This window comes from Pirellulales bacterium (genome assembly GCA_019694455.1).
GTDB lineage: Bacteria > Planctomycetota > Planctomycetia > Pirellulales > JAEUIK01 > JAIBBY01.
On record JAIBBY010000019.1, the window covers coordinates 31,386 to 46,445 of the forward strand.

The window sequence follows — 15,060 nt, forward strand, 5'->3', positions numbered from 1 at the left end:
CAACGCTACCGTGTAAGGGACTGACACGTGGGTACGCTGCTCATCGACAAGCTGCTGCAGACCGTCATCAACCAGAAGGCGAGCGATCTGCATATTTCCTGCGGACAACCGCCGTGTATTCGCCTGGATGGGCGGATGCGGCGTTTGGAAACCAAGACGCTGGAGCCCGACGACACGGTGGCGCTGATGAAGAGCATCACGCCGGAGCGGTGTCAGCAGGAATTGCAGGAGGTGGGAGGGACCGACTTTGGCTTCGCGTTTGGCGAGCAGGCGCGGTTTCGGGTGGCGGTCTTCAAACAAAAGGGGACCGTCGGCCTGGTGCTACGGCGGATTCCCAACGAGTTTATGACCTTTGAGCAGCTTGGCCTGCCGAAGGTGTGCGCCGAACTCATCATGCGGCCGCGCGGCTTGTTCCTGGTGACGGGGCCAACCGGCTCGGGCAAGAGCACCAGCTTGGCCAGCATGATCAATCACATCAATCACAGCGTCGACCATCACATCATCACGATCGAGGACCCGATCGAATTCTATCACAAGCACCAGCGTTCCACGGTGAACCAACGCGAGATCGGCGTCGACGTGCCAAGCTTTCCAGAAGCGATACGCCGCGCGCTGCGTATGGATCCCGATGTGATTCTGGTGGGCGAAATGCGCGATCTGGAAACGATTGAGGCCGCCATCACCGCGGCCGAAACGGGGCACGTGGTCTTTGGCACGCTGCACACCACCGGCGCGGAAGGAACGGTGAACCGCATCATCGACGTCTTCCCCACTACGCAGCAAGAACAGATCCGCGTGCAGCTTTCGACTTCGATCATTGGCGTGTTGTCGCAGCAATTGCTGCCAAAGATCGGCGGCGGTCGCGTCGCCGCGCACGAGATGCTGGTGGTCACGCCCGGCATCGCCAACCTGATTCGCGAGAACAAGACGTTTCGCATCACGTCGTCGATTCAAACGGGCGCCAAGTACGGCATGCAGCTCATGGACGACACGCTGTTCAGACTCTGGAAGAACGGCACCTGCGCCAAGGAAGACGTGATGGTCAAATCGAACAAGCCCGACGAGTTGGCGATGCGGATTGCCAAGGCGGAGGGGGGCATGTTCGACGACGAGCAGGATTTGCAGGAGAAAAAAGGGGACGGCAAGGCGCCGGCCAAGGGACATTAACGGCGGCGTGGTCCGCCAGACTTTTCACGCACAACTTTCGTTACTGAGATCACTTCGATGGCGATGCGACGGCTTGGCCAGATTCTCGTCGATCTGGGCTTCATCACCGATGAACAGCTTGAAATGCTGCTGGAGGAGCAGCAAAACCGCCCCGGCGAACTGATCGGCAAGGTGGCCGAGAGCATGGGGCTGATCAACGACGATCAGTTGGCGCAGGGGCTGGCCGAGCAGATGGGGCTGAAGGTGATCAGCCTGGCGGACACGGCCATTCCGCAGGACGTGCTCAACTACGTCACCGAGCCGATGGCGCAGCTTTATCGCATTGTGCCGGTCGCCTTCCGCGACAACACCTTGACGATCGCCATGTGCGATCCGCAAAAGCTGTCGGTCGTCGACGAGCTGCGCAATTTCCTGGGCTACGACATCCGCACCGTGGTCGCCACGGAGAAGGACGTCAAGGGCGCGCTGGAGCGATACTACGCCGCCGAGGGAGAGAGCGTCGAGAAGATCGTCCACGACATGGAGGAGGACAAAGAGCTCAACGCCGCCGCCGCCGCGCTCGACAAGGACGGGCCGATCGACCTGACCAGCGTCGAGGCGCTGGCCGACAGCGCACCGGTCCGCAAGCTGCTCAACATGGTGCTCTTGATGGCCATCAAGGACCATGCCAGCGACTTGCACTTTGAGCCATTCGAAGACGAATTCAAGATTCGCATCAAGGCCGACGGCGTGCTCTTTGAGATGGTGCCGCCGCCGCGCCACCTGGCCTTCGCCATCACCACGCGCATCAAGGTGATGGCCAACCTCGACATCGCCGAACGCCGGTTGCCGCAAGACGGCCGCATTGAGCTGAACGTGGGCGGCCACCCGGTCGATCTGCGGGTGAGCGTGCTGCCGACCATGTTCGGCGAGAGCGTGGTCATGCGGGTGCTCGACCGCTCGGTGGTCAACCTCGATCTGGCTGCGGTCGGCATGAACGCCAGCACGCTACAAGCGTTTCGCGAGGTGATCGAACACCCCAACGGCATCGTGCTGGTGACCGGCCCCACTGGGTCGGGCAAGACCACCACCCTGTATTCGGCCCTGTCCGAGCTGAACTCGGTGGACGACAAGATCATCACCACCGAGGATCCCATCGAGTACGACATCGACGGCATCGTGCAGTGCCCCATCGACCACTCGATCGGCAACACTTTCGCGGCTTGTTTGCGGGCCATTTTGCGGCAAGATCCAGATATTATTCTGGTGGGGGAGATTCGCGACCTGGAGACGGCCGAGATCGCCGTCCAAGCCTCGCTGACGGGTCACATGGTCTTTAGCACGCTGCACACCAACGACGCCCCCAGCACGATCACGCGCTTGCGCGACATGGGGGTGGAACCGTTTATGATCACCGCCACCGTGGAGGCGATACTTGCCCAGCGGCTGGTGCGCAAGATCTGCTCCGGCTGCCGAGAGGAGATCAAGCCCACCCAAGACATGCTGGCCGAACTGCAATTGGCCGCCGGCGATGTGGCAGGGAGGCAATTCTTTCGCGGCAAAGGTTGCGACGTTTGCAACAACACGGGTTATAAAGGACGCATCGGCCTGTTCGAGTTGATGGTGATGAACAACGACCTGCGCGAGATGATCGTACGCAATTGCACCAGCGACGAGTTGCGCGTGGCCGCGCGGCGCTACGGCATGGTGACCTTGCGCGACGCCGGCATGGATTACGTGTATCAAGGCAAAACGACGCTGGAAGAAGTCGTCCGCGAAACGATTGTAGACGGGTAACCACGGCCGCGACGGCGGCCCCAACCACAGAGCAGCGCAGCACAGGGCGAAGGGAAACCGGCCGCGAGCCGTGAGGATCGCGGAGGAGAGCACGTATGCCGACGTACCAATTCGAAGCGATGGACGCCACCGGCGCCGAGATCAAGGACGAGATCGACGCCGTCAGCGAGGAAGAAGCGCAGGCGACAATTCGCCAGATGGGCTACTTCGTCACGAAGCTGTCCGTCAAGAAAGCGCGCAAGTCGGCCGCCGAAAAGAAAAAGAAAGGTAAAGGGGGCAAGACCTTCGCCATTGGCGGCGTGAGCACCAAGCTGCTCACCACGTTCACGCGCCAACTCTCCATTTTGCAGGACGCCGGTCTGCCGATCTTGCGCAGCCTGAGAATCCTGGAAGGACAATCGAAGCCGGGCCGGCTGAAAAACTCGCTGATCGACGTCTGCGACGAGATCGAGGCGGGCGCCACGCTCTCGGAGGCGATGTCCAAGAGCCCCAAATGCTTCGACCGCCTGTACGTGAACATGATCAAAGCGGGCGAGGCGGGCGGCGCCTTGGAAGTCATCTTGCGCCGCCTGGCCGAGTTCCAAGAAAAAGCCCAGGCCCTCAAGCGCAAAGTCAAGGGGGCGATGGTCTACCCGGTTGTCGTCGTCATGATCGCCACCGTTATTCTGGTGGCGATCATGAAGTTCATTGTGCCGAAGTTCAAACAGATCTTCGACGACTTCGACAGCGAGCTGCCCGCGATGACCGAGTGGCTCATCTGGGTGTCCGACATCGTCATCAATTACTTCTTCCTGCTGCCCTTGATTCCCGTGGGCATCTGGTTGTTCGTCAAGCTCGTGCGCAAGTTCGAGTATGGCCGCTACGGCTGGGACTTGTTCACGCTCAAGGTGCCGGTGTTCGGCCAATTGATCGAAAAGAACATCATGGCTCGCACCAGCCGCACACTCGGCACGCTGGTGGCGTCGGGCGTGCCGATCTTGGAGGCCTTGTTCATCGCCAAGGAGACCAGCGGCAACGCCGTGTTCGAAAACCTATACGGCAAGATTTACGACGCGATTCGCGAGGGAGAATCGATTGCCCGGCCGATGAAGGAAAACTCCAAGCCCGGCTTCCATCCGGTGTCGGCCTTCTTCTGGTTCGCCTTTGTGGGGGGGCCGATTGGGCTATTGATGTACATGCTGCGGCTCAACGACCGCATCGTCGACGATCTGGTGATCAACATGATCGACGTGGGGGAAGAGACGGGCGAGCTCGACACCATGCTCTATAAAGTGGCCGATACCTACGACGAAGAGGTGGCGGTGCTCACCGAAAGCCTCGTGAGCCTGCTGGAACCGCTGTTGATCGTGGTGCTCGGCGGCATGGTCGGCTTCATCGTGATCGCCCTGTTCTTGCCGCTCATCAAGCTGATCGGCGACCTGAGCTAAGAGAGGTATTTTTCCGCTTGGCGACGACCGCCCCGGCAGGCTGGCGATGCGTAGGAAATTGGTCTCGGGCGCGCGGAGCAATTCGTTCGCCTGCGAATCAACCAGCAGCCAGATTGCGTTTGCTAGCAGCTCTGGCCCACAACTTGCAACTTATTGTCCCTAGCCAGTTTTCGCTCGGTTTTGCGTATACAATCGCAACAGGCGGCGCGAGGCCGCTGTACGATTTTGCGCCACGTCTCATTGCGAGACGCGAACAGGCCGCCCGAGAACCCGCGAGAAAGCACCAAGATATGACACGAAGTCGAGAAAACTACCGTTCTCCGCTGTATGCCGCTGGCTCCGATGCAGGGGCCGCTGGCCTTGCTTCTTCACCTCGTGCCCGCTGCCGCCGGCCCCTACATGGTTTCACGCTCGTCGAACTGCTGATGGTGATCGTCATCATCGGCGTCTTGGCCGGGCTGCTTTTGTTCGCCGTGGGCGGCGGCACGAAGAAGGCTAAGAACGCGGCGGTGCTCAGCGAGATCGAGCAGATTCAATCCGCGATCGAGTCCTACCGCACCGAACGGGGCAGCTACCCGCCCACCCTCGGCATTTTCGTCGGCGACCAAAAGCTCTCGCCGGCGCCGATGGGGAGCATGGTCCCGCAGGTGCAGCAGCAGCGCATTACGCGGCACATCGCCAAGGCGTTTCCACGTTACATCGCCAACTACAACGACATGCGACTGCACATCTCCGACGCCACGAAGTTCGTCTCCGTGTCGAACAACGCGGCCAAGTACATGGGTAATGCCGGAAACGGGCTTGATCTCGAGAATCTCGATCCGGCGGAGGCGCTCGTGTTTTTCCTTGGGGGGCTGCCGAACTCCAACGCCGAGACCAAACTGGCGCCGTTTCGCTTGGACCCGGCCAATCCTTTTTTTGGCACGGGCGCTTCGGCCGCCGATCCGTATCCGGGTCAGCGCGGCAAGGTGTTCTTTCCGTTCGATGCGCGGCGACTGGTCGATTATGACGGCGATGGCTGGTGGGAGTACTTGCCGCCGGGTGGAACGCAGGAAGGCAACACGCCGCCGTATGTCTACTTCGACAGCAACATCTATAAATCGGGCCCGGCCTATCCGTATCCGTCGCAGGCGGCCGGTGTGTTAAGCGTCAGCGCGCCGGGCTTTCAAGGCCCCAACAATGAGTCACTGTGGGGCAACAGCATCCCGTACGCGGCCGATCCGGCGCCGACCGGTACGCAGCCGCTGAAGTTCATGAACTCGCAAAAATTCCAGATCATCGCCCCTGGCATCGACACCAAATACCACAAGCAATTGTTGGCCAGCGACGTTTTGTCTGGTGGCACGCCGTGGTGGTTCGCTGCGGATTTCTTCCCATCGACCGCATCGGCACAGGTCGATGACCAGGACAACCTGACCAATTTCGCCGGGGGCACGTTGGCCGATTCGGCGCCCACTCCATGACACATCGCACGCTCGCACAACACGGACGCCGCACGATGCAGCAGGAGGGCCGATTCGCTCTCCTGTTTGCGTCTGGCGGCTACGCGCGGCGAGATGGTCGGCGTGGCTTCACGCTGATCGAGCTTTTGGTCGTGATCACGATCATCGCCATTCTGGCGGGCATGGCGCTGGGCGCGTTGTACCAGGCGCAAGAGGCCGCTCGGCTGTCGCGCACGCGTTCGCTGATCACCAAGTTGAACGCCGCCATGCAAGAACGCTGGGAGAGCTATCGCACCCGGCGCTTGCCGGTCGACCTGAACCAGACCAGCGGCGACGGACGCCAGTTCGCGCTGTGCCAACTGTTGGCGCGGCGGCAACTGATGCGGATGGAACTGCCCGACCGCTGGAGCGACATCAATATCACGGCGCTTTCTCCCACGCAAGACAAGGCGTTCGGCACCGACACGTCGACTGGGCGCACGGAGCGCAGTGATTGGGCAACCGCGCTGGGCTTGCCGAAGACCGAGTTTCAAACAATCGGCATACCGCTCGCCACGCCGATCAACGTGCCCTACTCGGCGCTCTTTTACGCCTACCAGCGACGGCTAGCGCAGATCGGCAGTCCCACGCCCGCGTATCAAGGCGCCGAGTGCTTGTACCTGATCCTGACCACGGGCATGGGGGACGAGTCGGCCACCGACATGGCGATATCGCCGCGCGACGTGGGAGACTTTGACAACGACGGCGCCAAGGAATTCATCGACGGCTGGGGGCGCCCCATCTCGTTTCTGCGCTGGGCGCCTGGCTTCCTCTCCGACTTGCAGCCCGGCAATCCCACCGCCACCAATCCGTTCGACGCGCGCGACTTGCGGGCAAATCACGATCCATTCGATCCGGCGGGCATCGACCCGCTGGCGTTTGAAATGCATCCGCTGATTTTCTCGGCCGGTTCGGACGGCGTATACCGCATCGCCACGGTCGAGAACTCGCCGAACAAGACGCCGGATCAAAACGATCCATACGCTCCCACCGATCCCGGCGCCAGTCAGTTGAGTTGGCGCGGCCAGGTGACGGCCCTCCAGCCCGAGGATGGCGACGGCGGACCAGAGGACAACATCCACAACCACTTGCTCGACATCAGGCGTTAACGTGCGGAAGTTGTTTCCACATTTCGAGATCACCGGCGCTTTGTGCAGCAACCGCGGCGCCGGTCGGCGCGGCGGCTTCACGCTGGTCGAGCTATTGGTGGTGATACTGATCGTCGGCATCCTGGCGGGCATCGCGCTGCCAGTGATCTTGCCGACGCTCGACACGCGACGGCTGCGCGAGGCGTCGCGCACGGTGACCAGTTATCTGAACGGGGCCCGCGACACGGCAATGCGCAACGGCCGTCCGGTGGGGGTGATGTTCGAGCGGTTCAGCGTGACCGACGACGGCGGCACGACGCGGCAGCAGCCGAAGATGTCGATCGTGCTGCGGCAGGTGGAAGTGCCGCCCCCCTACGCGGGAGACACGATTGCGTCGCGGGCGTTGATCGGCGGCGGTCAAATAGTTGGGCTCGGCGGCGTGACTCTGAATATGGGCGTGCTGACTGTGACCGGCCCAGACTACGGGGTGACGCGGCTGGTCAAGCCCGGCGATCTGATACGGTTCAATTATCAGGGGGCCTATTTTCAGATCGCCAGCGGCACGGCGGACACCATCGACAATCGTTACCTCAAACCGCCGACGCCAACAGAACCTTGGACGATTTCGTCGCTCGGCGTGATCCCCGTGCATATCCAGGCGGCGACGGTGGCCGCTCCGATTGCCCTGCCGTATCAGATCATCCGCCAGCCGGTGAAGTCGGCCAACCCCGCGATGCAACTGCCGGAGTCGCTGGTGATCGACATGGAGTATTCGGGCGTGGGCGGAACTGGCTCTGAGTTTTCCAGTCTCAATGGCAATGCGCCGGTGGTGGTGATGTTCGCGCCGGACGGCACGGCATCGCACATTTACTACAACTACATGCGAGCCTCGGTCGGCAGCGCGATTCACCTGTTGCTCGGCAAGCGCGAGCGGTTGGACAACACCTGGGCCGCGAGTCAGACAGGCGACGATATGTCGAACCTGCAAGACCTGGAGAATTTTTGGATCTCGATCCAACCGCAGAGTGGGCTGATCACGTCGAGCAATGTGGGCGCGATCAACGCCGCGACGACTCAGCCGGCCGACGCGCTCAAGCAGTCGCGAGTGTTCGCCGAATCGGCCCAAGCATTGGGAGGCAGGTGATGCGCGGTATTCTTCCCCTCATCCGGCCTGCGGCCCGCACTGGCAAAGCCGGTGGCACACGGGAAAATACGCCCCCTCACCCGGCCTGCGGCCGGTCTCTCCCCCTGCTGCGCGGGGGCGAGGCGAAAAAACACACTGGCCCGGCCACTGGCCTGCAAAGGCGCACGCCGCGCGGCATCACGCTGATGGAGGTGCTGATCTCGATCTTCGTCGCTTCGGTCGGGCTGATGGGACTGGCAGCGCTGATCCCCGTCGGGCGGCATTATGTGGTCGAGGCGAGCAAGCAGGAACGCGGCAACGCGGTGGGCCGGGCGGCGTTTCGCGAGATCAAAGTCCGTGGCTGGCTCAAGCCTGAGAATCTTTGGGGCTCGGGAGGAGCGGTGACAGGCGCCGACCTGACCAAGCCATTTTGCATCGACCCCTTGTTCGTCGCGTACCCGGCCAATAGCGCGGCGGGCGGCGCGATGACGATCATGCCAGGTACGCTGCCTTGGAACGATGGCACTGGCTGGTTGTTCCCGACCAAACTAACCAACGAGTTGGGCGCGGGCGTGACCGCCACGGCGCGCATGCCACGCGCGACTTTGAAGGGTTGGAGCGGCGCCACCATTCCCATGACCAATCCATCGGTGGAGCGGATGTTCCGCTCGGAAGATGATCTGGTGTTTGAGCAACCCAGCGACGAGACGAAGCGGCCCAACGTGGTGTGGGGTTCGGACGACCGGATCCAGTCGGCCGGCGACTACACCTGGCTGGCGACGGTGGTCCCGTCGCCGTGGCCCTACCCGGTCACGCCCGCGCCGATCGCGGCGCCCAAGGCGTTCAGCGTGTCGGTGGCGGTGTGCTACAAGCGCTCGCCGTTGGCGCCGCTGCCGGCAATCGCCAATCGGGGAGACGGCCCGCCGAGCGAACGCGTGCTGTATGCCGACTTCATCTCGGGGGGCGTCGGCTATGGCGGCGGCGACGTGCTGTTGCGACTGCCGATCAAATCGGGCGATCCGAACAGCGACCCGGCCAACGTGGAGAAGAGCGATTTTCCCAAGGTGCGGCCAGGACAATGGATCATGCTGGGCGGCTGGACGCAGCCGGCGGCGCCGATTCAGCCGCACGAGGTCTATCATTGGTATCGCGTGGTGGCGACGGGGGGCGACCCCAGCTATGCCGATAGCGGCACGAACCCGGCCAGCGCCTCGGGCAACCCGGAGTGGTACCTCGAAGCGACGCTCGCCGGCCCCGACTGGGCGGCCGACTCGACGATGTATCAAGACGCCGACGGGGCAGGCGGCTTGACGCTCTATGCCACGGTGATCGATGGCGTGGTGGGGGTTTACACCAAGACGATCGAGGTCGATAGCTGGGCTCAGTGATGGGTCCGGCCAAGTTCACAATACAGGAAACGGGGCAACCGCAGGGGCTCTGCGGCGGAGTGAGTGAGATGGCGGCGAACGAATTGAATCGACAACTCGAGAATAACGGCTCCAAGCCGGGCTACCCCCTCATCCGGCCTGCGGCCCGCGCTACCGGGGCCAGCAGCACACGGTTCGAAGCTGGCGAGCAGTGGATCAGTGGAGCAGCTGAGCAAGTCCCCCTCATCCGGCCTGCGGCCACCTTCTCCCCGCAAGCGGGGCGAAGGCCGAAATACACCAGTCTCGCCGCGGCCACTGCTACGATCCGCAATGGTGCACGGGGGACTAAGCGGCGGGGCATCATACTGCTGTTTATCCTGGGGCTTTTGGCGCTTTTTTCGCTGGTCACGGTCACGTTTGTGGTCGTCGCACGTACGCACAAGCGGGGCGCGGCGATTCACGCGCAGATCGAACGCACCGGGGACTCGCCCGAGCAGCTTACCAAGACCGCTTTGTTGCAGGTGCTGCGCGGCACGAACAACGCCGCCTCCACCTTGCGCGCGCACAGCCTGCTGGAAGACATGTACGGCAGCGACGGACTGGTGGGCAAGATGGTCGATCCGTCCACGCTGCCAGCGGATCAGTTCAATAAGCAATTCATTCCTTTGGGGACGCTGGCCAGCGATGTGACGTTTCCAACGCTGCAATGGGCCCCCGCGCCCCTGCTGAGTCAGGTGGCCAGTTACTACACCGGGCGCGTGCTGACGATGATCGAGGGGCCGTGCGCCGGCGAGAGCGTGCGGATCGTGGATTACACCTATGCGAGCGGGACCGGCGTGTTTTGGGTGATGCCGTTCAAGCAGGGGCGCCCGCTCCAAGGCAACCGCTTCGTCGTCAACGGGGCGCCGTTCAACGGGACGGGCTTTGGCTTCAACCTGCAAACGTATCAGAACAACCCCGCGCTGCCGCTGTTGAATTTTCCGAACGCGGTGACTGGCGTGCAGGCCTTCGCGCCCAATCATCAGACGTTTATTCCCTCCATGCCGGGCTATCCCGATCCGGCTGGCCTGGGCGGAGCCGATGAAGATTATGACGCGGCCGACTATCAAAACCTGCTCTTGGCGCTGCGGGCCATCACCAGCAACACCAGCAGCCCTTACTATCCCAGCCAGGTGGTATTGCCGTCGCTGCACCGGCCCGACCTGGTGAGCTTTGTGCTGGCCAATCAGAACACACCGATTCCCTGGACCAATTGGAACACGGCCGCGGCGACGATTCCGCTGCGCAGCGTCATGCTGCGGCCCGTGGGCGGATTCGTTGGCGCCGATCATCCGAACTTCAGTGGCAGCAATCCCAGCTTCCATCCCGTGACGGGGCCGTGGGACATCGACAACGACAACGACGGCAAGCCCGACAGCGTCTGGGTCGATCTGGGCCTGCCGGTGCAGACCACACCCGATGGCCGCACCTACAAGCCGCTGTTCGCCATCTTGTGCGAAGACCTGGATGGCCGCCTGAACCTCAACGCGCACGGCAACGCCAACCAATTGGTGATGCCAACCAGCGTGGAAGCGGGGGCCGGCGTCGCCGCCACCGGCACGACCAAGGCGCAAGCCCCGACCGCCGGCAGCGACTCGGCGGGGGGGACTGTCGCCAAGTTGCCGGTCGGCCAGGGGTATGGTCCCGCCGAGGTCAACCTGGGCATCTTCTTCAACCAAACGACTAACAACACGGTTTCATTTGACGAGTTCGACAACCTGCTGTTCGGCGTCAAGACGGGGGGCGTGTTCACCGACTCGGTGATTAGCGTGACCTTTGGCCTGCCAACGGCTCTCCCATCGCTGACCAACGAACTGCTACTGGGGCGCTACGGCGAACTTGACGTGCCGCTGAGCGAGGCGCCGGCGGCGGGGCGCACCGACGAGGGCGCCAACGGCATCGATCCGACCATGGATATGTCTGCGTGGTGGAAGATGTCCGACTTTGCCGCGTACAACTCCAAGATCGGCACGCCATCGAACTACGGCACACGGTCTGACCTGGACGGCGACGGCGTGCTGGCGGTCGATCCGTCGGGCAATCTGGTGTTCCCGAATTTCGCGCAGAACGAATCGACCGGCATGCACGGCATGGGCGAGCGCTGGGAGACGCGCAATAGCGCTTACGACCTGGACCTGTCGCGAAACGCCCCACGCACCGGCCTGCCGAACAGCAAGATTCCGTACACCATCGACGCGCCGTTTCAGCCGACCGAGCTGGAGCGGATTTTGCGCTACAACGATCTCGACGCGCCGAGCCTGCCCGACCGATTGCTGCGCCTGGCGCCATTCATGTTCACGGGCCGATCGTCGATGGGGAGCGACCTGCCGGGCAACGCCGAGTATCGCCGCCGATTGGTGACAACCGAAAGCTGGGACTTGCCGATTCCGTCGCTCGGCCCTTCGGCCGATGTGCTGGCCCCAGGGGCGTATTTGAATCAAACCTTGTACGCCAGCGCCGCGCCGGCGAGCGCCACCCTGCTCGACCGGATCGCGACGATCACGCCGACGAGCGTGAACCGCGCGATCGTGTTGAACCATCTGGGGGGCGAGTTGTCGCGGGGGCTCCAGTTCGACATTAACCGCCCGTTTGGCGACGGCATCGACAACGACGGCGATTGGCTGGTGGACGAGCCCGACGAAGCCACTGAGTACGCCTGGCCGCAGTACTACGGAAGCACAGTGCAATTCAAACACAACACTTCCCTGGGCGGCACGACCCTCGACCGGGAGCAATACGCCCGCAGCCTGTACATGTTGGTGATGATGCTGATGGACCAGCAGTTTGTCGATCGGGAGTATCCGGCGAGCAACCCCGCCAAGCGGATGCGACTGGCGACGCAGGTGGCGCAGTGGGCGGTGAACGTGACCGACTTCCGCGACAGCGATTCGATCATGACCGGCTTCGAGTTCGACGCGGCGCCGTTCACGGATGAGAACAGCGACGGCGACCCGTGGGACGTGAATGGCGACCTGATGCCCAACGAAGTCGCCGCCGTTCGCCGCGGCGTGGTGTGGGGTTGCGAGCGGCCGGAGCTTTTGCTGACCGAGACCTTGGCGCTGCACGATCGCCGCGCCGAAGACACCAACCAGGACACCGACGGACCGCAGAAAACGACCGGTCCCACTATGTCCCCGCCGCCCGACGACGACTTCGATCAGAAGGAGTCGCCGCAGGGGTCGTTGTTTGTCGAGGTTTACAATCCGTGGTCGGTGGCGACGCCGGCCTCGCCCGCCTTTCTGGCGCCCTCTGGCTCGCCGACGACGCCGCCCAACCCCGCTCAGGGTGTTCCGCTGGGTAAGCTCAGCGGCGCGACGGGGGGCTCCGCGGTTTGGCGAATGCTCATCACGCAGACCGACGAGGCGCCAGACAAGATCGACATTGGCGGCACGTTCACCAACACCAAGGCCGAGGGAGTGGTTTACTTCACCGCCCTGGCCGGCGCGCCGAGCGACAGCAGCATCGCCAACCCCAATCTGGTGAAGTATTACGCCAACGTGACCGCGCCGGTGCTGCCCGGTGGTTATGCGGTGGTGGGGCCGCCCGGCACGACCGAACTGGGTAGCTCGTCGACCGACCGCAAGGCGGTCATGCCGGCGGTGAACATGACGCAGCCCTTCACGGTGCACGACAGCACGGGGACGGCGATCTTGCCGTACAACACCATCGCGACGATGAATCCCACGGTGAAGTCGGCGCTGGCGGTGCCGGTGCCGCCGGGGGGAACCGGCAACAACACGCGTTTCAGCATCTCGGAGCCGTACAACGGCTACACCATGGCGCCGGGGACGGTGTACGACACGCCGAAGGACAAGATCCGCGCCGACCTGTCGAATCCGCGCACGCTGTGGGTGAACGCCACGCTGCCGGCGTATCGGCATGTGCATTTGCAGCGGCTGGCCGACCCCACACGGCCGTGGAACGTCGACACCAATCCGTATCTCACCATCGACTCGCTGCCGATCGACCTGACGGTGTTCAACAGCAAGCCGGGGAACGAGACGACCACCAGCGATCCGGTGGCCAACGGCGTGCAGAACTTCAACAGTCGTGAGCGCACTGGTCAGCCCATTGAAGAGAATGGCGCCACGGATTTCCTGTTCAACCTGTGGTCGCAATCGAGCCGGCAATCGACGATCACGACCGGCGGCACACCGGCGATCGGCAACCCGACCGTGGTCGCTCGCACCAGCGCCACGAATCACACTCTTGGCTTTCTCAACGAAAGCTATCAAAAGCCCCCCACGGTCACCACCAGCCAGCGGCGACTGGGGTCGTCGGACTACGGCGGGGGATATGTCGGACTGGCCGAGTTGACTCCATTTCCGCTGCTGAACTGGCCCAATCGGCCTTACATCAGCGTGATGGAGTTGTTGCAGGCGCCGGCGTACTCGTCGTCGCGTTTGCTACAGGCGCACTGGCTGCAATCCGGCGTGGCGCCAAACCACTACAAGTCGACTGCCACGGCCAAGCTGCCGCTGCCGAACATGAGCACGGCCGATCCGCTGCGCGTGAAAGACGTTGTGTTCCGGCATCAGATTCCGTGGCTCTTGACAAGCGTGCCCACGGGCACTGGGCCGCCGATGGGCCCGCATATTTATCGGGCGTTCGATTATCTGCATGTGCCGAGCCGCTATGCGGGGACCGACACCTATTTGAACGCGCAACAGTTCGCTAGCAGCGTCAATGCTTGGAACCCGCCGTTCAATAAGATTTCGCGCTATCGGGAGCCGGGCAAGATCAACATCAACACCATCTGTGACGATGGTTTGACGTGGAAGGCGCTGACCAACAACTATGAGGTGCAGGCGGCCGCCACGGGCGACCCGGCGAACTCGGACCAGCTTTGGCAATTGGTGGCGCAGAGCCGCCGCGGTTGGCAACCGAATCAGGGCGCGTCGAGCCTGGTGCACGAATCGGCGCCGATGCCGTTCATCGGTACCCAAAACTGGCCGAATACCGTGGCGACGCTGATCGCCAATCCGTTCCGTGGCTCGTCGGGCAACGTGTTGGTGCCAACCGAACCGCTGCGGCAAGACATGCTGGGCAACCCGCGCGCTGGCATTGAATCGACCCTATTGCGTTCGCGTCCGGAAGGGACCGGACGGCCGCTGTTCGCCATCAGCAACGACCTGACGCCGGGCACCACAGCGCTGCCGCCGGCGGCGGCCACCAACACCAGCCGCAACTCGATGTTCCACTACCAGCTTTTGACCAAGCTGGGGAACCTGGTCACCACGCGCTCGAACGTGTACGCGGTGTGGGTGACGGTGGGCTACTTTGAGGTAAACCGCGTGCAGCCCAATGCGGCCGATCCCGGTTTTTGCCCAGACGGCTGGCAGTTGGGCCGCGAGCTCGGCGCCGATACGGGAGAGATCAAGCGCCATCGGGCGTTCTTCTTGATTGATCGGACGATTCCGGTCGGCTTTTTGCGCGGCGAAGACCTGAACGTCGAGGAGTGCGTGCTGCTGGAGCGCTACATCGAGTAGCCTGGGCGTTCGCGCGATAGAACGACGCCGAGTCTGTCTTCCAGCCGTCCCCTGGGGCGGGGCGCGGCGGGCGTCTATAATTGGCGGACGTTTGTTCGCTTTT

The 15,060-nt window shown here is 62.9% G+C and carries 7 protein-coding genes and 1 pseudogene; all 8 read left to right on the top strand.

Going from position 1 to position 15,060, the window contains the following annotated elements; genetic code table 11:
- Positions 1 to 27 precede the first annotated feature (27 nt).
- The 8 genes and pseudogenes from K1X71_09770 to K1X71_09805 all read left to right on the top strand — a co-directional run bounded on the left by K1X71_09770 (position 28) and on the right by K1X71_09805 (position 14,957).
- On the top strand, positions 28 to 1,167 hold the full coding sequence (locus K1X71_09770; GenBank protein MBX7073422.1) for a type IV pilus twitching motility protein PilT: 1,140 nt from the start codon (positions 28 to 30) through the stop codon (positions 1,165 to 1,167).
- 57 nt (positions 1,168 to 1,224) lie between these two features.
- Positions 1,225 to 2,943 (top strand): Flp pilus assembly complex ATPase component TadA, encoded by a 1,719-nt coding sequence (gene tadA / locus K1X71_09775; GenBank protein MBX7073423.1) that lies wholly within the window; start codon positions 1,225 to 1,227, stop codon positions 2,941 to 2,943.
- Positions 2,944 to 3,038: 95 nt separating this feature from the next.
- Positions 3,039 to 4,370 carry a type II secretion system F family protein gene (locus K1X71_09780; protein ID MBX7073424.1) on the top strand — a complete coding sequence of 444 codons (1,332 nt, stop codon included), beginning with the start codon at positions 3,039 to 3,041 and terminating at the stop codon, positions 4,368 to 4,370.
- A gap of 290 nt (positions 4,371 to 4,660) precedes the next feature.
- Positions 4,661 to 4,846, top strand: a pseudogene (locus tag K1X71_09785) (type II secretion system GspH family protein).
- 1,022 nt (positions 4,847 to 5,868) lie between these two features.
- Entirely contained in the window at positions 5,869 to 6,960 is a 1,092-nt protein-coding gene (locus K1X71_09790; protein MBX7073425.1) for a type II secretion system GspH family protein, read from the top strand.
- Positions 6,902 to 8,083, top strand: coding sequence for a prepilin-type N-terminal cleavage/methylation domain-containing protein (locus tag K1X71_09795; protein MBX7073426.1), 1,182 nt, complete (start codon positions 6,902 to 6,904; stop codon positions 8,081 to 8,083). Before K1X71_09790 ends, K1X71_09795 begins: the two co-directional genes overlap by 59 nt.
- Complete coding sequence (locus K1X71_09800; protein MBX7073427.1) at positions 8,083 to 9,450, top strand: hypothetical protein; 1,368 nt, start codon at positions 8,083 to 8,085, stop codon at positions 9,448 to 9,450. The genes K1X71_09795 and K1X71_09800 overlap by 1 nt, the downstream gene beginning before the upstream one ends.
- A gap of 365 nt (positions 9,451 to 9,815) precedes the next feature.
- On the top strand, positions 9,816 to 14,957 hold the full coding sequence (locus K1X71_09805) for a hypothetical protein (GenBank protein MBX7073428.1): 5,142 nt from the start codon (positions 9,816 to 9,818) through the stop codon (positions 14,955 to 14,957).
- Positions 14,958 to 15,060 lie beyond the last annotated feature (103 nt).